The sequence below is a fragment of the Qipengyuania mesophila genome (assembly GCF_019711655.1).
Classification (GTDB): Bacteria; Pseudomonadota; Alphaproteobacteria; order Sphingomonadales; family Sphingomonadaceae; genus Qipengyuania; species Qipengyuania mesophila.
This window is the reverse complement of the sequence record NZ_JAIGNU010000004.1, coordinates 209,843-231,925: the sequence shown is the minus strand read 5'-3', so window position 1 is coordinate 231,925 and position 22,083 is coordinate 209,843. Positions and strand designations below refer to the sequence as shown.

The window sequence follows — 22,083 nt, the reverse complement described above, 5'->3', positions numbered from 1 at the left end:
TGACATCGTGATCCAGACGCTCGCCTTCTACCTCTTCGCCGCGCTCGTCATCGCCAGCGCCGTCATGGTCATCATGGCGCGCAACCCGGTGCATTCGGTGCTGTGGCTGATCCTCGCCTTCTTCAACGCCGCGGGCCTGATGGTCCTGACCGGCGCCGAATTCATCGCCGCGCTGCTGGTCATCGTCTACGTCGGCGCGGTCGCGGTGCTGTTCCTCTTCGTCGTGATGATGCTCGACATCGACTTCGCCGAACTGCGTGCCGGTTTCGTGAAGAACTTCCCGCTCGGCATCCTGATCGCGCTTGTGCTCGCCGCCGAGCTGATCTTCGGCATCGGCGCCTACCAGGCCGGTCGCCTCGACCTGGGCGTCGCGAGCGGTGCCGCAGCGCCGATCCTCGATGCCTCGAACACCGCCAGCCTCGGCGCGGTGCTCTATCGCGACTATCTGTTCCTGTTCGAGGCGGCGGGCGTGATCCTGCTGGTCGCCATGGTCGGCGCGATCGTGCTGACGCATCGCCAGCGCCCCGATGGCGCGCGCGGCCAGCAGAACATTTCGAAGCAGGTCCGCCGCAAGCCGGACGAGGCCACCGTCATGAAGCAGCCCGGTGTGGGCGAGGGGGTCGAGCTGTGATCGGCATCGAACACTATATCGTGGTGAGTGCGATCCTCTTCGTGCTCGGCGTGCTCGGCATCTTCCTCAACCGGAAGAACATCATCGTCATCTTGATGGCGATCGAGCTCATCCTGCTCAGCGTGAACATCAACCTCGTCGCTTTCAGCTCTTTCCTCGGCGACATGGTCGGCCAGGTCTTCGCCATGTTCGTGCTGACCGTGGCTGCGGGCGAAGCCGCCGTCGGGCTCGCCATCCTCGTCATCTATTTCCGTGGCCGCGGCACGATCGCGGTCGACGACGTCGACCGGCTGAAGGGATAAGCTCCGGTGCATCCGATCCTCCTTATCGTCTTCCTGCCGCTGCTCGCGGCAATCGTCGCCGGCCTGACCAACAAGGCCGCGCCCAGCATCTTCGCCAAGGCGGTGACCACCGGCGCGCTGTTCGTCAGCGCCGGGCTGAGCTGGCCGATCTTCCTCGGCTTCGTCGGCGGGACCGCCGAACCGACCGTGGTGCCGGTGCTGACCTGGCTCCATTCGGGCACGCTGGCCTTCGACTGGGCGCTGCGCGTCGACACGCTGACCGCGGTCATGCTGGTGGTCATCACCACCGTCTCGGCGCTCGTCCACCTCTATAGCTGGGGCTATATGGAGGAAGACCCGGACCAGCAGCGGTTCTTCGCCTATCTCAGCCTGTTCACCTTCGCCATGCTGATGCTGGTGACGGCCGACAACCTCGTCCAGATGTTCTTCGGATGGGAAGGGGTCGGCCTCGCCTCCTACCTGCTGATCGGTTTCTGGTTCAAAAAGCCGAGCGCCAATGCCGCGGCGATCAAGGCCTTCGTCGTCAACCGCGTCGGCGACCTCGGCTTCATGATGGGCATCTTCGGCACCTACCTCGTGTTCGACACCGTTTCGATCCCCGAGATCCTCGCCGCCGCCCCCGGCATGAGCGGTGCGACCATCGGTTTCCTCGGCTACAGCGTCCACACGATGGACCTGCTGTGCATCCTCCTGTTCATCGGAGCGATGGGCAAGTCGGCGCAGCTCGGCCTGCACACCTGGCTGCCTGACGCGATGGAAGGCCCGACCCCGGTCTCCGCGCTGATCCACGCCGCCACCATGGTGACGGCGGGCGTGTTCATGGTCTGCCGCCTGTCGCCCATGTTCGAGACCGCACCCGTCGCGCTCTCGATGGTCACCTTCGTCGGCGCCGCCACCTGTATCTTCGCCGCGACGGTCGGCACGACGCAGTGGGACATCAAGCGCGTCATTGCCTATTCGACCTGCTCGCAGCTCGGCTACATGTTCTTCGCCGCCGGCGTCGGCGCCTATGGCGCGGCGATGTTCCACCTGTTCACGCACGCCTTCTTCAAGGCGCTGCTGTTCCTCGGCGCGGGCTCGGTGATCCACGCGATGCACCACGAGCAGGACATGCGTTACTACGGCAATCTGCGGAAGCACATCCCGCTGACCTTCTGGGCGATGATGGCGGGCACGCTCGCGATCACCGGCGTCGGCGTGGTCATGCTGCATGCGGGCTTTGCCGGCTTCCATTCGAAGGACGCGATCATCGAGGTCGCCTTCGCGCGTGGGACCGAGCTCGGCAAGTTCGCCTTCTGGATGGGCACGCTCGCCGCACTGCTGACCAGCTTCTACAGCTGGCGCCTGATGTTCCTCACCTTCTGGGGCAAGCCCCGCTGGGCCGAGAGCGAGCATATCCAGCATGCCGTGCATCACGGCCATGCCGAACCCGAGCACCACAATCCACCGTCGCAGGAAGATGCGGGTCACGATGCGCATCATGCAGTTCCCTCGGAAGACTATGAAGCGGGTACTGCGGGTTACCATCCGCATGAAAGCCCGCTCACCATGCTGATCCCGCTGGGGGTGCTCAGTCTTGGCGCGGTGTTCGCCGGTTTCTTCTTCAACCACCAGTTCCTCGACAGCGAGGCATTCTGGGGCGGATCGATCTACTATAACGAAGCGCTGGTCCATGCGATGCACGGCGTTCCCGGGCCGGTTAAGTATGCCGCGACGATCGTCATGGTGCTCGGCCTGTTCGTGGCGTGGTATGCCTATATCAAGGACACCAGCGTTCCGGCGAAGACTGCCGAACAGCTCGGTCCGGTCTACCGTTTCCTCTACAACAAGTGGTATTTCGACGAGCTCTACCACTATCTCTTCGTGGTCCCGGCCTTCTGGCTCGGCCGCCAGTTCTGGAAACTCGGCGATATCGGCACGATCGATCGCTTCGGCCCCAATGGCGTGGCCTGGGTGGTCGAGAAGGGTTCCGTCGGCGCCCGCAAGTTTCAGACCGGATATCTCTATAGCTATGCGCTGGTGATGCTCCTCGGGCTCGTTGCAGCGATCACCTGGGTGCTGTTCTGATGGAGTTCCCCATCCTTTCGCTGATGCTCGCCGTCCCGCTCGTCGGGGCCATCGCCTGCCTGTTCCTCGGAGCGCAGAGCGCGCGCATGACCGCGCTGGTCGCCACGCTGGCGAACCTCGCGCTCGGCATCGTGCTGTGGCTCAACTACGATATCGGCGGCGCGCAGTGGCAGTTCGTCGAACGCGCGGAGATCTTCGCCGGCTTCAGCTATGCTCTCGGAATCGATGGCATCGCGCTGATGCTGATCATGCTCAGCGTCTTCCTGATGCCGATCTGCATCCTCGCGAGCTGGGATGCGATCGAGAAGCGCGTCGGCGAATACATGAGCGCCTTCCTGCTGATGGAAGTGCTGATGATCGGCGTGTTCGCCGCGCAGGACATGTTCCTGTTCTACATCTTCTTCGAAGCCGGCCTAATCCCGATGTACCTGATCATCGGCGTGTGGGGCGGCGACAACCGCATCTACGCCTCGTATAAGTTCTTCCTCTACACGCTGCTCGGCTCGGTGCTGATGCTGATTGCGATGATGTGGATGGTGAACGAGGCGGGCACCACCGATATCCCGACGCTGCTGAACTACGATTTCGATCCGCAGGCGCAAACCTGGCTGTGGCTCGCCTTCTTCGCCAGCTTCGCGGTGAAGATGCCTATGTGGCCGGTCCACACCTGGCTGCCCGACGCGCACGTCCAGGCGCCGACCGCCGGTTCGGTGATCCTCGCGGGCGTGCTGCTCAAGCTCGGTGGCTACGGCTTCATCCGCTTCAGCCTGCCGATGTTCCCCGAGGCGAGCGAGCAGTTCACCTGGTTCGTCTTCATCTTGTCGATGGTGGCGGTGGTCTACACTTCGCTTGTTGCGCTGGTGCAGCACGACATGAAGAAGCTGATCGCCTATTCCTCGGTCGCGCATATGGCGATCGTGACCGCGGGCCTGTTCGCCTTCAACGCGCAGGGCATCGAAGGCGCGATGATGGTCATGCTCGGCCACGGCCTCGTCTCGGGTGCGCTGTTCCTCTGCGTCGGCGTGATCTACGACCGCCTGCACACCCGCGAGATCGCGCGCTATGGCGGGCTCAGCATCAACATGCCGAAATACGCGCTGTTCTTCATGCTCTTCACCATGGCCTCGGTCGGCCTGCCGGGCACGAGCAACTTCGTCGGCGAATTCCTTGCGCTGGCCGGGCTCTACAAGGTTTCGACGCTGGTGACGCTGGTCTGCACCACGGGCATCATCCTCGGCGCGGCCTACATGCTCTATCTCTACCGCCGCGTGGCCTTCGGTGAGCAGACAAACGCCGATGCGGCGGCCATGCCCGACCTCAACGCCCGCGAATGGGCCATGCTCGCCCCGATCGCAGCCGCCGTGCTGTGGATGGGCGTCTATCCGGAAAGCTTTCTTGCCCCCATGCGTCAGGACATTGCCGCACTCGAGGCCCGCATCGCGCGCGCCGCTCCCGATTTCGATGCCGACAATGTGATCGGCACCCCGCGCGAGCATAATGCCAACTACGTCGCCCCCGCGCATGGCGAAGAGCACGGCGAGGAGGGAGCGCACTGATGTCCTACGCAACCTCGCTCTACCTGACCGGCGCCGAAGTCGGCCTGTCGCTGACCGGGCTCGTGCTGCTGCTGGTAGCCGCCTGGGGCGGCACCAAGTCCGCGCGCCTGGTGACGATCCTCAGCGTCGCCGCACTCATCGGCGCCGCCATCTTCAGCGTCGGTCTGTTCGACCGCGCCGGCAGCGAAGTCGCGGGCCGCGCCTTCGGCGACCTTTATCGCGCGGACGCCTTCGGCAGCTTCGCCAAGATCCTCATCTATCTCGCCACCTCGGCGGTGCTCGTGGTGACCCCGCGCTTCTACACGCATTCGGGCAGCTATCGCGCCGAATATCCGGTGCTGATGGTGTTCAACGCGGTCGGCATGGGCATGATGGTCTCCGCCACCGACCTGATGACGCTCTATATCGGTCTCGAGATGTCGAGCCTGTCGAGCTACGTCCTCGCCAGCTTCCTCAAGCAGGACGACCGCTCAAGCGAGGCGGGCCTCAAATATTTCGTGCTCGGCGCGCTCGCTTCGGGGATCATCCTCTACGGCATCAGCCTGGTCTACGGCTTCACCGGCTCGACCAATTATGAGGGCATCCGCGCCGCTTTCGCCACCAGCTTCCCCACCGGGGCGCTGTTCGGCGTGGTGTTCGTGCTCGCGGGCCTCGCGTTCAAGGTCAGCGCAGTGCCGTTCCACATGTGGACCCCCGACGTCTACGAAGGCGCACCGACGCCGGTCACCGCCTTCTTCGCCAGCGCCCCCAAGGTCGCAGCGATGGGCATGCTGCTGCGCATGGCAATGGACCCCTTCGCCGGCGAAGTCGACGCCTGGCGGCAGATCGTCATCTTCGCCGCGCTCGCATCGATCGTGGTCGGCGCACTGGGGGCCATAGGCCAGCAGAACCTCAAGCGCCTGCTCGCCTATTCCTCGATCAACAACGTCGGCTTCATCCTCATCGGCCTCGCCGCGGCGACGCCGGCGGGGATTGCCGGAGCGCTGACCTATCTCGCGATCTACGTCGCGATGGTCGTCGGCAGCTTCACAGCACTGCTGATGCTGCGCGATCCGGCAGGCAACAATCTCGAGACCTTCGCCGACATCTCCGGCCTGTCGACCCGGCGCCCGGCGCTGGCTTGGTCGCTGCTTGCGCTGATGTTCAGCCTCGCGGGCATCCCGCCGCTGTTCGGCTTCTGGGGCAAATTCGTGGTCTTCCAGGCGGCCGTGCAGGCCGACCTCGTCGCGCTGGCGGCGATCGGTATCGCCGCGAGCGTGATCGGTGCCTTCTACTACCTCAAGTTCATCAAGGTGATGTTCTTCGACGAGCCGCTGCGCGAAGTCGAAGCGAGCAGCCCGGTGAGCCACTGGGCGGTGCTGGCGATCTGCGTGGCGGTGATCTCGCCGCTCGGCTACTTGCTCACCATCCCCCTGGGTGACTGGACCGCGCAGGCGGCCGCCTCCTTCGTCGCGGCGATGTGATCCGCTTCGTTACCGAAACCGGTTCGACCAATTCCGACCTCGCCGCGCAATTGCGCGCGGGCGAGGCTGTGCCCGAAGGCCAGTGGCTGGTCGCCGACCGGCAGGTCGCGGGGCGCGGACGGCAGGGTCGCAACTGGTTCGACGGCAGCGGCAATTTCATGGGCTCGACGGTGGTGCATTGTGCGCCACGCGATCCGAGCCCGGCGACGCTGGCGCTGGTTGCCGGCGTTGCGGCCTACGAGGCGGTCGCCGGTGTGCTCGCCGATCCCAGCAGGTTGCGTTTGAAATGGCCCAACGATTTGATGCTGGGCGACGCCAAGCTGGCCGGCATCCTGCTTGAGCGTGAAGGCGATGCGATCATCGTGGGCATGGGTATCAACCTCGCGGTGGCGCCCGATTTGACCGACCGCAAGACCATCGCCCTGACGACATTGGGGCCCGCGCCCGACCGCGACCTCTTCGCCCGCGCGCTCGCCGCTGCCTTCGACCGCGAACTGGAGCGCTGGCGGACCTATGGCTTGGAGCCGCTGGTCCGGCGCTGGGAAAGCGTCGCGCACGCTTTGGGCACGCCGCTCAAGGTGCATCCGCCGGGCGAGGATTTGCTCGAGGGCAGTTTTGCCGGCCTGACCGCTGAGGGCGCGCTGTCGCTGCGCTTGGCGGACGGCTCCACCCGTGCCATCCACGCGGGCGATGTGATGCTCGTGAACGAGGAGAGCTGAGCCATGCTGCTCGCAGCCGATGTCGGAAATACCAATGTGGTCTTCGCCCTGATCGAGGGGCGCGAGATCAAGGCCCGTTGGCGCATCGCCACCGATCCCCGGCGGACGGGTGACGAATATGCGGTGTGGCTGCTCCAGCTCGCCGAATTCCAGGGCTTTGACAGCGCCGATATCGACCAGGTGATCATCGGCTCGGTCGTGCCACGTGCGATTCACAACCTCACCGTCCTGTCGGAGAAATATCTCGGTATCACCCCGCTGATTGCGGGGCAGGGAGCAGGGCAGTGGGGCATCGAGCTCGATATCGAGCAGCCCAGCTCGCTCGGCGCCGATCGCGCGCTCAATACGATCGCGGCGCATGCCAAATACGAGGGCGATCTGATCGTGATCGATTTCGGCACCGCGACGACCTTCGACGTGGTCGACTTCACCGGGGCCTACAAGGGCGGGATCATCGCCCCGGGGATCAATCTCTCGCTCGACGCGCTGGTCGGGAACACGGCCAAGTTGCCGCGTATCGCGATCGAGCGGCCCGAAAGCGACAGCGTGATTGGCCGCAACACCGAGGACCAGATGCTGATCGGCGTTTTCTGGGGCTACGTCTCACTGATCGAAGGGCTTATCGCACGGATGAAGAAGGAAATCGGGCGACCGGCCAAGGTCGTCGCCACCGGCGGCCTCGCCATATTGTTCGACGAACACACCGCGCTGTTCGACGCGGTCGATCCCGACCTCACGCTCGAAGGTCTCGCGATCCTGGCGGAGCGCGCCGCGTGAAGAAGGATTTCACTCCCGAAGACGAACTGCTCTTCCTCGCTCTCGGCGGGTCGGGCGAGATCGGCATGAACGTCAATCTCTACGGCTGCCGGGGCCGGTGGCTGATGGTCGATCTCGGCATGACCTTCTCGGGCGACCAGTATCCCGGGGTCGACCTGGTCTTCGCCGATCTCGAATTCATCGAGGACCGGGCGGACAAGCTCGATGCCATCGTGCTCACGCATGCGCATGAGGACCATATCGGCGCGGTGCCCTATTTCGCCGCCGATCTCGGCGTGCCGATCTATGCGACGCCGTTCACCGCCGATCTCGTGCGCCGCAAGCTCGAGGAAGCGGGGCTGCTCGACCGGGTCGAGGTCCATGTGATCGCCGACGATCACGGCAGTTTCGCCGTCGGCCCCTTCGAGGTCACCTATATCCCGCTCGCGCACTCGATTGCCGAAGGCAACGCGCTGCTGATCGAGACGCCGCATGGGCGCATCTTCCACACCGGCGACTGGAAGCTCGACGAGGATCCGATCATTGGCGAGCCGACCACCGAGGAAGAGCTGGTCGAAATCGGCGACGAAGGCGTGCTCGCGCTGGTCTGCGACAGCACCAATGTCTTCAATCCCGCGCCGAGCGGGTCCGAGGGCGCTGTGCACAAGGGGCTGCTCGAGGAGGTCCAGCGCCACGCGGGCAAGCGCGTGCTGGTCACCACCTTCGCGAGTAATGTCGCGCGGTTGCAGACGCTCGGCGATGTCGCGCGCGAGACCGGGCGGCAGGTCTGCGTCGCTGGGCGCTCGCTCGACCGGATCATCGAGGTAGCGCAGGCCAATGGCTATCTTGAGGACTTCCCCGAACCGGTCGATTTCGACACGGCGATGGGGCTGCCGCGCGGCGAACTGCTGATCCTCGCCACTGGCGGGCAGGGCGAGCCCCGCGCGGCGCTCTCGCGGATCTCGGAAGAAAACCACCCGCTCGAACTGGTGCGCGGCGATGTCGTGCTATTCTCCAGCCGCCAGATCCCCGGCAACGAGATCGCCATCGGCGCGGTCCAGAACCGGCTCGCCGCGCGCGGTATCACCATGGTCACCGACCGCCAGAGCATGATCCATGTCTCGGGCCATCCGGGCCGTCCCGAGCTCGAAGCGCTCTATGGCTGGCTGCGGCCCGACATTCTGCTGCCGGTACACGGCGAAATGCGGCACATGCAGGAACAGGCGCGCCTGGGGCAGTCCTGCGGCATCCCCGATCAAGTGGTACAGCAGAACGGCGATCTGGTGCGGCTCGCTCCAGGAGCGCCGGGCAAGGTGGCCGAAGTGCGCGCCGGACGGCTCGTGCTCGATGGCGACATCATCGTGCCCGCCGATGGCGAGGCGATCGCCATGCGCCGCCGGATCATGCGCGAAGGCGTAGTGATCGTCGCGCTCGACGGCGATCTCAACCCGCGGCTCGACAGTCTCGGCCTCCCGCTCGACGAGGACTACGAGGACTTCGTCGCCGAAGCGACCAAGGACATCCGCGATGCCATCGGCAAGCTGCGCGGTGCGGACCGGCGCAACGAGGCCAGTGTCCACGAAGCGGCCCGTCTCGCCGCGCGCCGGGCGGCGCAGCGCTGGTCGGGCAAGCGCCCGCAGGTGCGCGTGATCGTGCCGAACCTCTAGGAGACGCAGCGATGCAGTGGACCAGCGTCCTCGCGATCTATTTCCTGTTCTTCGTATTCAGCGCCTTCCTGCTGCTGCCCTTCGGCGTGCGCACGCACGACGAGGCTGGGCTGGAGAAAATCCCCGGCCAGGCCGACAGCGCGCCGGTCGAGTTTCGCCCCGGCAGATTGCTGCTGCGCGCAGCCGCGCTCGCCGCAGTCGTGACGGCGCTGTTCGTCCTGAACTACATCTACGGATGGATCGGCGTCGAGGACCTCATCGTCTGGGGCCCCGACGCCGATTGATCATTGCCGCAGGCGTTCGAGCGCCTGTGCCAGCACGACGTAGAGCTTGCCCATGTCGCTGCTGAGCAGCGTGACGCTGACGGCATGGCCGTCGCGCGTCGAGAGCATGGTGCGCAGCATAGCCTCGAAATCGTGGATGTAGCGGCTGACATGTTCGCGGAAGTCGTGATCGGCATCGTAAAGCTCGGCGATCTCGCGCGCCTCGGTGTTGTCGATCAGGCGGACTGCACGGCGGGTGAAAATGCCGCGATCGCCCCGCAAATAGCTTGCCCAGGCGGTGTCGGTGACCTCGGTCGATATCGCCTTGGCAATGTCGATGGCGTTCGAGTTTAGGCTCTCGGTGATGAGGGCGACACGGCGCGAGAAGTCGTTGTCGACCTCCTCGGTGGCGCGTTCGCGGGCATGGGCAATACGGTTCTCGAGGTTTCCCGTCAGCTCGTTGACCTTGGCCAGCTGATCGCGCAGCTGGCGGGTGACCTCGCGCCCGGCCTCGGCCGAGCGCCCGGTCGCCTTGTCGAGTGCGGTGATCGCTTCTGCGGTGTGCTCGCGCAAGGCGCGGTCGATCGCCGCCGCGCTCTGCTCGCCGACCCGCTCCGCGATGCGCGCGATGCGCTGGGCCTGCTCATCCTCGATCGCCGCCAGCGCTTCGCGCGCGCTCGCTTCCAGAGCCGCGATGGCGTCGCGCAATTCGCCTTGCGCCTTGTCCGACAGAGCGGCGCTTTCCTCGCCCAGCGCTGAGACACTTGCGCGCAGGCCGTCGATGCTGTCGGCATGGCCCGCACTCGTTTCGCCGAAGCGTGCCTGGAAAGCCTCGACGCCGTCGATCGCGTCGCGGCTCCGGCTCTCGGCCGCTTCCATGCTTGCGGTGAGCGCCTCGCCGGCCGCCCTGGCCTGATCGAGCAGGGCTTTAACCTCTTCGGCCCGATGTTCGATGCCGGCTAGGCGCGCCTCGCTGGCTTCCATCGCTTCGGGCAGGTCCTCGCGGCTGTGCTTGGCGCTGGCCTGGATCAACTCGAGCAGTCGCACGCTGGCGTCGGTCAGCGATGCCACCGCCGAATCGGTCCCGTCGAGCGCCTCGCGGCTCTCGGCGAGCTTCGCGGAGAGTTCGGAAATGCCGTTCGAGAGATCCGTCCCCGCGGCGCGCCCCTGTTCCGAAATGGTCTGGAAGATCGCTCCGAGCGCTTCGATCCGCTCGGCGAGTTCCTCGCCTTCGGCTGCCATGATCGAGAGCTGTTCGGCCTGTGCCGCGCGGCGTTCGGCGATCGCTTCGTCGAGCGCGGCAAGGCGCTCGGTGAGGCGCGTTTCGGCCTGCTCTTCGGCCTCGGCAAAGGCGCTCTGGCGCTCCGCGGTCTCTGCGGCGAAGGCCCGGTTCCGTTCGGCGACCCGCGCATCGACGGCTTCCGCCTCGGCCGCGAGCGCGGCCAGCTTGGCATTGGCAGCGGCGAGCGCGGCCTCGTCGATCCGCTCGACTTCGGCCACCGCATCGCGCAGCCGCTGTTGCAGTGCCTCGATCTGGTTGCGCCAGGCGGTCAGTGCGTGCGCCTCGCCGTCGCGGATCGTCGCGCCCGCCTGTACTGCCTCGTCGCGCAGCGTGGCGAGCCGTTCGCTCAGGCTGTCGATCGCCGCCGCGCGCTCCGCCTCGGCCGCCGCATCGAGCTCGGCGAGTTCGCTTTGCAGTGCCTCGAAGCGCGAGCGGATGGCGGCGAGCGCGTCCACTTCGCGGCTGTCGAGCTCTCCGCGGAAGCTCTCGCTCCGCTCGCGCAATTCGGCAAAACGCTGATCGGTGATAGCCGCAAGCTGGTCGGCCTGTGCGGTGAAGGCCTCGAGTGCCGCGTCGACCCGTTCGCGCAGCGACGAAACCTGGCGCTCGCTCGCAGCGCCGAATTCGTTGAGCCGCTCGAACCCGTCAACGAGCTCGTCGAGCTGCGATTGAGCCGTGCGCCCGGCGCTGCCGATCTGGTTGGAGACATCCTTGGCCGAATTGGCGATAACTGGCAGGTTGTCTCGCAATTTACCCATGTTTTCCAGCGCCGTAACGCTGACACTTGCAATCGATTCGACTCGCTCGCCATTCTCCCCGACCAGCGCCTGGAGGCGATCGGCATGTTCTGACAGGCGTTCGGTCGCGGTCCGGCCGAGATAGTCGAGTTCGCGGCTCTGGCTCGAGAGGAATTCGCGCGCCAGGCTCAGTTCGCGATTGACGCGGGCCAAGCGGGTTTCGAGTTCAGCGGAATGGAGTGAAAGGCTGTGCGCGACTTCGGAAAAGCGTCGTGCTTCGCGCGTCGAATTGCGCATGGCGAGCAGCCAGAGCGAAATCACGAACAGCACGGGGATCGTCCATTGGACGATCAGATCGATCGCTTCCCCAGGGGCAGGGCGGGTCAGTATGGTGGCCTGATGCGCCCAGAGGAAGAAGCCGGTCCATCCCGCTACCGCCACGAAGGCGAGCGCGGGAATGACCCAGCCGTAATGGCGTGGCAGTTCGGGCTCCTCGATCCATTCTTCCTCGAACACGTCTTCTTCCATGTTCGAGCTTTCTTCCACAACCTCCTCAGAAGCCTGAGCTTCCGAAGGGCTTTCATCGGCCGACTGTTCGACGGCCTGGATCAGCGAGCGCTTTCTCATCGCTGTCGAAACTATCACCAAAGGTGGCAGGCTTAAACCACCATTAACCGATTGGCTGCAGGCTGTGGCGATGGCGTACCACTCCATTGCATTCACTGCCGCCCTGGCGAGCGCGGCCGGCGACGATCTTGCGCTCCGGAACGAGCTACGTGCCGGATTCGTCGACAGCACGGCGCGCCAGCTCGACCTGCTGCGCAGGGCGCGCTGCGATGCGAACTGGGAGGTTGCTGCCGAGCGACTTCACGCGATCGCCGCGAGTTTCCATGCCGTCGAGTTGATGGGCCTGGCGGCCGAGGCGCGTTCGGGAGCACCCGGCGATCCGAGTGTCATCCGTCGGATCGAAGCCTTCATCGACGCGCTCGACTGAGGGAAACCGGCGCAGCCCCCTTGGCGAGCGGGGTAGGGCATCCCTAGAAGCGGATTTCGACCAACCATTCGCAATGCGGAGTAAAGCGTGCGCATCGCCCTGCTGTCCGTGCTCCACAGCCCTGCCGATCCGCGCGCCGTGCCTGCGCCGTACCGCACGCTGGCCGGTGCGCGCCTGGTCGATCGCCAGCTCGACATCGCGCTGGCGGCAGGCTGCGAAACGGTGGCTTGTCTCGCCGGGACGGTGGGACGCGAGGTGATCGCTCTGCAGCATCGTGCCGAGGCCGCAGGAGCGCGGTTCATCGCCTTGCGCGATCCGCACAAGCTGTCGGGCATCGTCGCCGCGCAGGACGAATTGCTGGTTTTCGAAGCGGGGGTCCTGCCCGACGAAGCAGCCATCGCACGGCACCTGGCCAAACCCGGCATTCTCGTGTTTCCCGAAGACCCGGCGATCGCAAGGGGCTACGAGCGGATCGATGCGCATTTCGCCTGGGCGGGAGCCTTGCTGGTGCGCGGGAGTGCGGTCGAACAGCTGGCGCATCTGCCCGGCGATGTCGATGCGCCCTCCGCGCTCCTACGCATTGCGCTGCAGTCCGGCACACGCACCTATCCGCTCGAGACCCGGCTGCTCGACGAACATGGCTGGCTGCGCGACCCCTCTGCCGAGGAACTGGCGGCGCGCGAACGGAGCTGGGTCGCCGGTCATGCCGATGTCGCGCCCTTCAGCGCGCCCGGGCTGGCGATTGCCGAGCGCCTTGGCGTGCGGCTCGCGCAGGATACGATGGGGGGCAATCTGCCGCGTGTTCTCGCGCTGAGCTCGGCGATCGCGTGCCTCCTCGCCCTGTCCTCCGCCATCGCCGGATGGATGATCCCGGGCTTCGGATTCGCCGTGATGGCAGCGCTGTTCTTCGCCATGGAAGGGGTGGTTCGGCGGGTCGCCCATGCAGGCCAGTTGCGCCCCCAGGTGCCGATGCTCGTCCAGGCTTTGACTGTCCTGCTCGATCCGCTGCTCGTCATTCTGATCGCCCGCGCATCTCCGGAAGATTCCGAATGGCTGCGGCTGTTCGTTCCGGTGGTCTTGTTCGGCCTGCTGCACCTGGGCGAGCGGATCGCCGCCCGACGTTGGCGGCGCAGCTATGCCGACCGGGTCCTGTTGACCGTCCTGCTCGTCCCCGCGGCGGTGCTCGGTATCATGCAGCCGGTGGCGGGGGTGCTGGCTCTGGGAGTGCTGCTCTCGCTGTTCTTGACGTCCGAGCCGCAGACATAACGCGCAATTAACCATGGCGATGCTATTTCTGGATCATGACGATGCCTGATGCCGCATCCCCTGAGGTCGCTTCGGACCAGGAGACCCTGCGCGAGGCGCTCGCTGCGGAAGATGCCGCGCTCGAGCGCATTGCGCCGATCCTGTCGCATCTGCTGACCACGCCTGACCATTCGCTGTTCAGCGACGAGATCGTCGCGCGCATCCGTGGCATGTGTCACCATCTGGCCTGGCAGGTGCTGCGGGCGCAGGCCGAAGCCGCGGGACAGGCAGGGCGCGAAGCCTTTGCCGAGCGCCATGGCGCGGCGCTGGCGGAGCATTTCTTCGGCAGTCCGGCGCTGCTGGCGCATTGTCACGCCCTGGCGATCGAATGGCAGCTGACCGAAAAGCTGGAAGTTCAATATGGCATTGACCCTGTCCTTTCGCCGCTGGTGCAGGAGTTGATCGCCGATGAAGACAGCAGCCTCGCCAGCGCGGCGATGGCCTCGCTTACCGCTCAGGCGCGGTTTGCGCAGAGCCAGCGGCGGATGGAGCTTCCGCTCAGCGAATTGCCGGGCGACCTGTTCCACCACCTGCTGATGGGCTGGCGCGACTATGTCGGGCAGGTCCGCTCCGATGCCATGATCCGCGCCGAGAGCAAGCTGCGCGAAGCGTTCGACGAAGGGGCGGGGCGGATTGCGCTCCTCGCACGCGTGGTCACGGTTATGGGCAACGAGGGCCTGCAGGCGCTCGACATCGATCGGGCCGGTGCGGCGCTGTTCCTCTCCGCGCTCGCCACCCGTTCGGGACAGTCGCGCACCGCCACAGTGCTGTCGACCAATCACAAGCAGACCGCCCGCCTCGCACTGGGTTTGCGCGCCGCCGGGCTCGATAGCGGCGATGTCGAGCGACAGGTGCTGCGCCTCGATCCGCAGGCCGAGCCACAGCGGGCCGTCGCCGCGTTTGCAACAGAAGAGGCGCGCCGCTTGCTCGCCGAAACATCTATTTCCGGAATCGAGTGATCATGGCGACTGTCGGAACACGATATCTTGCGCATGCCCGGACCGATACCGAGGGCAGGCTGGTCGAGGCCGAGGAGCCGCTCGCGCAGCTTCAGGTGGCCTGCGGCGGCGCTGTCGGCACGCGGCTTGCCATCCCCGAACTCCTCGCGCTGGTCGAAAAGACCCAGCGCTTCGGCCTGAGACTCGCGCGTCAGTTCGAGGCGGTCGACGGCGAGCACCGGATTACGGCCTGGGTGGAAATCGCTCCGCTGACAAACGAGGCGGGCGAGGCCGCGGGCTGCACGATCGATGTGGTCAGCTGGCAGAGCGAGGACCTGCCGCCCGAGAACGATATCGCGGCGGCGCGGCGGCGGATCGAGATCAACCGCCATTTGGCCGATTGCACCGCACGGCTCGATTCGAACCAGCGTCTGCTGTCGGTGGAGACCGAGGCGCCCGATCTCGCCGAGTTCGCGCAGAAGGCGCTCGCCAATGTAGGCAAGCCCTGGACCGATTTCGTCGACCTGCCCGGCAATGCGCACCAGCAGCCGTTGCACTGGCGCCTGCTCGACGGGGCGCGGTGCGAGATCGACGGCTCGCAGCGCAGTTGGACCGCGCATCTCGAGCCGCTGGGGCAACCGCAACCCGGCAGCGCCGGCTTCGTGCTCTACCTGAGCGCCGACAGCCCTCTGGCGATCGCGGATGATGGTGCCGCTGTCGAGACGAGCGAGGGACCTTCGTTCGGACGCGACCTGACCCCGGTACTTCGCCAGCCGATCAACCGGATCATCGCCAATGCCGAGACGATCCGCACCAAGCTCGCCGGTCCGCTGGCGGACGAATACAGTTCCTATGCCGCCGACATCGCCACGGCCGCGCAGCACTTGCTCGCGCTGATCGACGATTTGTCCGATCTCGAAGTGGTCGAATCGGAGGATTTCGTCACTGCGCCCGACCGCATCGAGCTGGCCGACGTCGCCCGCCGCGCCTGCGGCATCCTCGGGGTGCGGGCGCGCGAAAAGGGCATCACGTTGGTCGCCCCGCCCGAAGGCGAGAGCCAGCTGGCGATCGCCGAATTCCGCCGCGTGCTGCAGATCCTGCTCAACCTCGTGGCCAATGCGATCCGCTATTCGCCCGACGAGAGCCAGGTGTGGATCCGGCTCGACCGCATCGGCAGCCGCGCGCTGATCACCGTTGCCGACCAGGGCCACGGACTCGACGAGCAGCAGCAGGAACGAGTGTTCGAGAAATTCGAGCGGCTCGGGCGCAGCGGTGACGGCGGCTCGGGCCTCGGCCTCTACATCTCGCGCCGAATTGCGCGCGCGATGGACGGCGATCTGACGGTGGAAAGCGCGCCGGGGCAGGGCGCACGCTTCACCCTTTCGGTGCCGGCGGCCGACGATCTGCGGCAGACGCCGCGCTGATCAGCGGCGGCGCGAACCGCGCCAGAACAGCAATGCCCCGATGAGGAATGTGATCGCTCCGTAAAGCGCCCACTGGCGCTCGGCGAGCATGAAGCTCTCGGCCGGCCACATGACCAGGCCGAGGCCCTGGAGCGCCCATAGGCCTCCGGAGAGCATGAGCGCCACTCCGAAGACCATGAGGACGAAGCGCATCTCAGCGCTTCCCGATCGGAACGTAGTCGCGTTCGGTCGGGCCGGTGTAGAGCTGGCGCGGACGGCCGATGACCTGCGCGGGATCGGAGATCATCTCGTTCCACTGCGCCACCCAGCCCACGGTGCGGGCAAGGGCGAAGAGCGCGGTGAACATGGTCGTCGGGAAACCGATCGCGTTGAGGATGATGCCCGAGTAGAAATCGACGTTCGGGAAAAGCTTCTTTTCCTTGAAGTAATCGTCGTTGAGCGCGAGTTCCTCGAGCTTCAGTGCGGTTTCGAACACCGGGTCGTTGACGTTCAGCGCGTCGAACACCTCGCGCAGCGTCTGCTGCATGACGGTCGCGCGCGGATCGTAGTTCTTGTAGACGCGGTGGCCGAAGCCCATCAGGCGGAACGGGTCGTTCTTGTCCTTGGCGCGCTCGATATAGTGCGGGATGCGATCGGGCGACCCGATTTCCTGCAGCATATTGAGCGCCGCCTCGTTGGCGCCGCCATGCGCCGGGCCCCACAGGCAGGCGATGCCGGCCGCGATGCAGGCGAAGGGATTGGCGCCCGACGAACCGGCGAGGCGCACGGTCGAGGTCGAGGCGTTCTGTTCGTGGTCGGCGTGGAGGATGAAGATGCGGTCCATCGCGCGTTCGATCGCGGGGTGGATCTCATATTCCTCGGCCGGAACACCGAAGGTCATGCGCAGGAAGTTGCCGGTATAGCTCAGCTCGTTCTTCGGCTGCATGAAGGGCTGGCCGACCGAATATTTGTAAGCCATCGCCGCGATCGTCGGCATCTTGGCAATCAGCCGGTGGCTGGCGATCTTGCGCTGCTCGGGGTCCGAGATGTCGGTGCTGTCGTGATAGAAGGCCGAAAGCGCGCCAACGACACCGCACATGATCGCCATCGGGTGCGCATCGCGGCGGAAACCCTGGTAGAATTGACGCAACTGGTCGTGCACCATGGTGTGACGCGTGATCGTGTAGGTGAAGTCGTCGAGCTCTTCCTGGCTCGGCAGTTCGCCGTTCAGCAGCAGGTAGCTGACTTCCATGAAGGACGAGCCTTCGGCGAGCTGGCCGATGGGGTAGCCGCGGTGGAGCAGGACGCCTTCTTCGCCGTCGATATAGGTCAGCGCGCTCTCGCAGCTGGCGGTCGACTTGTAGCCCGGATCGTAGGTGAACTTACCGGTCGAGCCGTAGAGCTTGCGGATGTCGATGACGTCCGGCCCGACACTGCCCTGCAGCACGGGGAATTCCTGGGTCTGACCGCCCAGATCGAGGGTTGCCTGCTTGTCGGCCACGCGTGTCTCCTCAGTCGTTCTCTTCGGTGCCTGCGGGAAGGGCCTGCGCATCGATACGCGCGAGCGATTCTTCCTTGCCCAACAGGACCAGCACATCGAAAATGCCGGGCGACGTGGTCGTGCCCGTCAGCGCCGCGCGCATGGGCTGCGCGAGCTTGCCGAGACCCAGCTCGAGGGCCTCCGCATACGATTTCGTAGTGGCTTCCAGCGCCTCGATTGTCCAGTCATTTTGCACATGCAGCATTTTGGACAAGCCGGCGAGCCGCTCGCGCGCCTCGGCGTCGATCAGCGCAGCCGCCTTGTCGGTCATCTCCAGCGGGCGTTTGGCAAATAGAAATGCCGACCCTTCAACCAGTTCGTTGATCGACTTCGCACGTGTCTTGAGCACCGGCATGGCTTCGGTCAGCAGCGCTATGTCGGCCTCCGGTCCGATCCGCTCGGCGACGATCGCGGCGAGGCGGGCGTCATCCGCGGCGCGGATGTAATGGCCGTTGAGGTTCTGCAGCTTCTTGATGTCGAAGCGCGCGGGACCCTTGCCCACGCCGTCGAGGTCGAACAGTTCGATCGCCTCGGATTTGGTGATCTCTTCGCGGTCGCCATGACCCCAGCCGAGCCGCAGGAGATAGTTGAACAGCGCCTCGGGCAGCACGCCCTCGTCGTCGCGATAGGCCTCGACGCCGACCGCGCCGTGGCGCTTCGACATCTTTGCCCCGTCGGGCCCGTGGATCAGCGGGACATGCGCATAGACCGGATCGGGCCAGCCGCCCTCGATCGCGTCCATCGCGCGGATGATCGGCAGTTGGCGGAAGGCGTTGTTGAGATGGTCGTCGCCGCGGATGATATGCGTCACGCCCATGTCGTGGTCGTCGACCACTACCGCGAGCATATAGGTCGGGGTGCCGTCCGCGCGCAGGAGGACGTAATCGTCGATCTCGGCATTGCGGACGGTGACCTTGCCCTGGACCTCGTCGGCGATAGTGGTCTCGCCCTCGGTCGGGACCTTCAGCCGGATGACGTAGGGCGCGCCTTCGGGGGCTTCGCTTTCGTGGCGATCGCGCCAGCGGCGATCGTAGCGCATCGGCTGCTTGTTGGCGCGCTGTTCGGCACGCATCGCCTCGAGTTCCTCGGGCGTGGCGTAGCACTTGTAGGCGTGGCCTGCGTCGAGCAGCTTGCGCGCGACCTCGGCGTGGCGCTCGGCGCGGTCGGACTGGAACAACGGCGGCTCGTCGAATTCGAGCCCAAGCCAGTCGAGCCCGTCGATAATCTTGTCGATCGCGTCCTGGGTACTGCGCTTGCGGTCGGTATCCTCGATGCGGAGCAGGACGCGCCCGCCGTGGTGGCGCGCATAGAGCCAGTTGAACAGCGCGGTGCGCGCGCCGCCGATGTGGAGATAGCCGGTGGGCGAGGGGGCGAAGCGGGTGACGACCGGAGGGGCCTTGCTGCCGCTATCGCTTGCCATTGTCTCTCGCTTCCTTTCAACTCTGTGCATGGCGACGCGGGGGACGCCTTCGGTACCGATGGGGGAGGCGGGCGAGGAGGCCCGCGATGCAGTGCCGCGCCCTTGGCCCATGCGCGCGGGATTGTCCAGTTTCCCCGCACAGTTCGACGCCTTCCTCGAACGCGCCGAATTCGACCGCGGACCCTGGCTGGTGGTGGCCTTTGCAGCGGGAATCGGACTGTGGTTCGCGCTTCCTGCTCCGGCTTACTGGCTTGCAGCCATCTCCGTCGCGTTAGCCGGTGTGATTGCGGCGGCGCTGGTGTGGCGCGGGCGGGAGAGGCGAGGACATGTCTTGGCGGCGCTCGCCTCGCTCGCTCTCGCGCTGGCGTTGGGCATCGCACTGGTCTGGGCGCGCTCGGCGCTGGTCGGCGCGGAGCCGATCGAACAACCGCGCTTCGAGCGGATCGACGGACGCATCCTCGAGCGCGAGGAACAGCCGGCCGAAGATCGCGTCAGACTGGTTCTGGCGGCGCGCGATGGGGGCAACGGGCGAGCGTTGGCCTATCGGATCAATGTACCGCTTGCTGAGGACCTCCCGGGCCTGCGCGAGGGTGCAAGGGTGCGCCTCGCAGCGCGGCTCATGCCGCCGTCGCCGCCGATCGTTCCGGGAGCCTACAACTTCGCGCGTCGGGCCTGGTTCGAGGGACTCAGTGCGACGGGAAGCCTGGTCGGCAAGATCGAGCTGGTCGAACCTGCGGCACAAACCGAACTGTCCTTGGCTGCGATACAGCGGCGCCTGTCGGCGCATGTGCGTGCAAGCCTCGGCGGAACGCGCGGTGCCGTCGCCGCAACGCTGGCGAGCGGAGACCGCGGCGCCATCCCCGAGGCCGACGAGGAGGCGATGCGCGATGCGGGGCTCACGCACCTGCTCTCGATCAGCGGACTGCACGTCAGCGCGATCATCGCCGCTGTCTATGTCCTTGCGCTCAGGCTGTTGGCGCTATGGCCGTGGCTCGCGCTGCGCGTGCGTCTGCCTCTGGTGGCGACCGGCGCGGCTGCGGCGGCGGGGATCGGCTATACGCTGCTGACCGGGGCCGAGGTGCCGACGGTTCGCAGCTGCATCGGGGCGCTGCTGGTGCTGATCGCACTGGCGATCGGGCGCGAACCCCTTTCACTGCGGATGGTGGCGGTGGCTGCGGGCGTGGTCCTGGCGCTGTGGCCCGAGGCGCTTGTCGGCCCGAGCTTCCAGATGAGCTTCGCCGCGGTGATCGCGATCGTCGCGCTGCACAATGCCTCGGCGATCCGGGCGTTTTTGGCGCCGCGCGAAGAGAGCTGGCTCCGGCGCGCCGGTCGGCGGACGGCCGTGCTGTTCCTGACCGGCCTCGTCATCGAGTTGGCGCTCATGCCGATCGTCCTGTTCCACTTCCACAGGGCCGGGGTCTATGGCGCGGCGGCCAATCTTCTCGCCATCCCGCTGGTGACCTTCCTCGCCATGCCGCTGGTGGCGCTGGCGCTCGCGCTCGACCTCGTCGGGGCGGGCGGGCCGGTGTGGTGGCTGGTCGGGCATTCACTCGAGGCACTACTCGGAATCGCGCATTTCTTCGCCGACCAACCCGGGTCGGTGAAGCTTGCGCCCCGCATCCCGACTGGCACGGTCGTGCTCTATGCAGCAGGCGCGCTGTGGCTGGCGCTATGGCATGGGCGGACGCGAATATATGGCCTGACACCGATCGCGGTGGCGGTCGTGCTGATCGTGCTGGCCCCGGTGCCGGACATCCTGATCACGCGCGACGGGCGCGATATCGGCGTGGCGAACGAGAGCGAGCGCCTGCTGGTGCTGCGGGAGGGCGAGGGAGGCTACGCGCGCGACAATCTGCTCGAACTCGCGGGCAGCATGCGCGAACCGTTGCTGCTGGAGCAATGGCCGGGGAGCCGCTGCAGCGATGAATTCTGCGTGCTGTCGCTGAGACGGGGAGGACGCGACTGGGCGGTTCTCGTCGCGCGCAACCGCGAACTGGTCGAGGAGCGCGCGCTAGCTGCGGCCTGCGCGAAGGCGGATCTCGTCATTGCCCCGCGCTTCCTGCCGCGCAGTTGTCGTCCGCGCTGGCTCACGGCCGATCGCCGGTTTCTCGAACGCGAGGGCGGCACCGCAATCTACCTCGATCGCCAGCGGATAGACACGGTGAGCCAGGAGCAGGGTGTCCACGGATGGTGGCACGCGCCCGATCGGTGAGCGCGCGCCGACCACTCAGTGATAGCGGCGCAGGAGCCCCGCGAGCTTGCCCTGGACCTGGACCCGATGGGCTTCGTAGATCTGCGGTTCGTAGGCGCCATTGGCGGGATCGAGCCGGATGCGTCCCGCATCGCGGCGCAGGTACTTGAGCGTCGCTTCCTCATTGTCGACCAGCGCAACCACGATCTCGCCATCACGCGCGCTGTCGGTGCGCTTCACCAGCGCGAAGTCGCCGTCGAAAATGCCGGCCTCGATCATCGAATCGCCCGAAACCTCGAGCGCGTAATGTTCTCCGGGGCCGAGCAGGGCGGCGGGCACGGGCATCGAGGACTGGCCTTCGATCGCCTCGATCGGGGCGCCGGCGGCGATCCGGCCGTGAAGGGGCACGTCGATGATGTCGTTGGCGGGTTCGGGAGCGACCGCCCTCGTCGGCATCGCCGCCCCGACCGCGTCGTTGGCCGCCGCGGGTTTGGGCGACCCCATCACCGCATCCTCGGGCAGCTTGACCACTTCGAGCGCGCGCGCACGGTTGGGCAGGCGGCGAATGAAGCCGCGTTCCTCGAGCGCGGAAATCAGGCGATGCACGCCCGACTTGCTCTTGAGGTCGAGCGCTTCCTTCATTTCCTCGAAACTCGGCGAGATACCGGTCTCTTCCAGCCGCTGCTGGATGAAACGGATCAACTCGTGCTGCTTGGCGGTCAGCATGATGCGAACTCCCGTTACGCCTGTTCACAAATCTGTGAACGAATGCGGAACAAGTAAGCAACTCGATTCGTCAAGTCAAGCAATCGCGCCATTTTTCCGCGATGGCGCGCGGAACAGGCGTTC

Annotated in this window: 19 protein-coding genes; 14 read left to right on the top strand and 5 right to left on the bottom strand. The window is 66.0% G+C overall.

The window, feature by feature from the left end:
• Positions 1-7: 7 nt before the first annotated feature.
• From K3181_RS15340 to K3181_RS15300, 9 genes are read left to right on the top strand one after another with little or no spacing between them, the layout of a single operon-like run.
• Positions 8-631, top strand: a complete 624-nt coding sequence (locus K3181_RS15340) for an NADH-quinone oxidoreductase subunit J (protein ID WP_221603998.1) — start codon at positions 8-10, stop codon at positions 629-631.
• The gene (gene nuoK, locus K3181_RS15335; RefSeq protein WP_221603997.1) at positions 628-933 is read left to right on the top strand and encodes an NADH-quinone oxidoreductase subunit NuoK; all 306 of its coding nucleotides are present in this window, start codon (positions 628-630) and stop codon (positions 931-933) included. The genes K3181_RS15340 and nuoK overlap by 4 nt, the downstream gene beginning before the upstream one ends.
• 6 nt (positions 934-939) lie before the next feature.
• Positions 940-3,000, top strand: coding sequence for an NADH-quinone oxidoreductase subunit L (nuoL, locus tag K3181_RS15330; protein ID WP_221603996.1), 2,061 nt, complete (start codon positions 940-942; stop codon positions 2,998-3,000).
• Positions 3,000-4,556: an NADH-quinone oxidoreductase subunit M gene (locus K3181_RS15325; RefSeq protein WP_221603995.1), complete on the top strand. Its 1,557-nt coding sequence runs from the start codon at positions 3,000-3,002 to the stop codon at positions 4,554-4,556. The genes nuoL and K3181_RS15325 overlap by 1 nt, the downstream gene beginning before the upstream one ends.
• Entirely contained in the window at positions 4,556-6,019 is a 1,464-nt protein-coding gene (gene nuoN / locus K3181_RS15320) for an NADH-quinone oxidoreductase subunit NuoN (RefSeq protein WP_221603994.1), read from the top strand. Before K3181_RS15325 ends, nuoN begins: the two co-directional genes overlap by 1 nt.
• The gene (locus K3181_RS15315) at positions 6,016-6,738 is read left to right on the top strand and encodes a biotin--[acetyl-CoA-carboxylase] ligase (RefSeq protein ID WP_221603993.1); all 723 of its coding nucleotides are present in this window, start codon (positions 6,016-6,018) and stop codon (positions 6,736-6,738) included. Before nuoN ends, K3181_RS15315 begins: the two co-directional genes overlap by 4 nt.
• Before the next feature lie 3 nt (positions 6,739-6,741).
• Complete coding sequence (locus tag K3181_RS15310; RefSeq protein ID WP_221603992.1) at positions 6,742-7,515, top strand: type III pantothenate kinase; 774 nt, start codon at positions 6,742-6,744, stop codon at positions 7,513-7,515.
• Positions 7,512-9,161 carry a ribonuclease J gene (locus tag K3181_RS15305; protein WP_221603991.1) on the top strand — a complete coding sequence of 550 codons (1,650 nt, stop codon included), beginning with the start codon at positions 7,512-7,514 and terminating at the stop codon, positions 9,159-9,161. Before K3181_RS15310 ends, K3181_RS15305 begins: the two co-directional genes overlap by 4 nt.
• Before the next feature lie 11 nt (positions 9,162-9,172).
• Positions 9,173-9,445, top strand: a complete 273-nt coding sequence (locus K3181_RS15300; protein WP_221603990.1) for a DUF1467 family protein — start codon at positions 9,173-9,175, stop codon at positions 9,443-9,445.
• Here the strand turns inward: K3181_RS15300 and K3181_RS15295 are convergent, their stop codons facing one another.
• Positions 9,446-12,070: a coiled-coil domain-containing protein gene (locus tag K3181_RS15295; protein ID WP_221603989.1), complete on the bottom strand. Its 2,625-nt coding sequence runs from the start codon at positions 12,068-12,070 to the stop codon at positions 9,446-9,448.
• Positions 12,071-12,140: 70 nt separating this feature from the next.
• Here K3181_RS15295 and K3181_RS15290 point away from each other — a divergent pair, with 70 nt between their 5' ends.
• The 4 genes from K3181_RS15290 to K3181_RS15275 all read left to right on the top strand — a co-directional run bounded on the left by K3181_RS15290 (position 12,141) and on the right by K3181_RS15275 (position 16,104).
• Entirely contained in the window at positions 12,141-12,437 is a 297-nt protein-coding gene (locus K3181_RS15290) for an Hpt domain-containing protein (protein ID WP_221603988.1), read from the top strand.
• An 87-nt stretch (positions 12,438-12,524) separates the two neighbouring features.
• Complete coding sequence (locus K3181_RS15285) at positions 12,525-13,703, top strand: hypothetical protein (RefSeq protein WP_221603987.1); 1,179 nt, start codon at positions 12,525-12,527, stop codon at positions 13,701-13,703.
• A 35-nt stretch (positions 13,704-13,738) separates the two neighbouring features.
• A complete protein-coding gene (locus K3181_RS15280; protein ID WP_221603986.1) occupies positions 13,739-14,701 on the top strand; it encodes a hypothetical protein in 963 nt (320 codons plus the stop codon).
• Positions 14,702-14,703: 2 nt separating this feature from the next.
• Positions 14,704-16,104, top strand: a complete 1,401-nt coding sequence (locus tag K3181_RS15275) for a sensor histidine kinase (protein WP_221603985.1) — start codon at positions 14,704-14,706, stop codon at positions 16,102-16,104.
• On the opposite strand, the gene K3181_RS15270 is transcribed toward K3181_RS15275, so the two are convergent.
• Genes K3181_RS15270 through gltX form a run of 3 tightly spaced genes read right to left on the bottom strand, consistent with a single transcriptional unit; the run spans position 16,105 to position 19,043 of the window.
• A complete protein-coding gene (locus K3181_RS15270; RefSeq protein ID WP_221603984.1) occupies positions 16,105-16,296 on the bottom strand; it encodes a hypothetical protein in 192 nt (63 codons plus the stop codon).
• Position 16,297: 1 nt separating this feature from the next.
• Positions 16,298-17,584 carry a citrate synthase gene (locus K3181_RS15265; protein ID WP_221603983.1) on the bottom strand — a complete coding sequence of 429 codons (1,287 nt, stop codon included), beginning with the start codon at positions 17,582-17,584 and terminating at the stop codon, positions 16,298-16,300.
• A 10-nt stretch (positions 17,585-17,594) separates the two neighbouring features.
• On the bottom strand, positions 17,595-19,043 hold the full coding sequence (gene gltX, locus K3181_RS15260) for a glutamate--tRNA ligase (RefSeq protein WP_221603982.1): 1,449 nt from the start codon (positions 19,041-19,043) through the stop codon (positions 17,595-17,597).
• 28 nt (positions 19,044-19,071) lie between these two features.
• On the opposite strand from gltX, the gene K3181_RS15255 reads away from it, so the two are divergent.
• Entirely contained in the window at positions 19,072-21,255 is a 2,184-nt protein-coding gene (locus K3181_RS15255) for a ComEC/Rec2 family competence protein (RefSeq protein ID WP_221603981.1), read from the top strand.
• A 15-nt stretch (positions 21,256-21,270) separates the two neighbouring features.
• Here K3181_RS15255 and lexA read toward each other — a convergent pair whose 3' ends face one another.
• Positions 21,271-21,960 (bottom strand): transcriptional repressor LexA, encoded by a 690-nt coding sequence (lexA, locus tag K3181_RS15250; protein ID WP_221603980.1) that lies wholly within the window; start codon positions 21,958-21,960, stop codon positions 21,271-21,273.
• Positions 21,961-22,083: the final 123 nt, after the last annotated feature.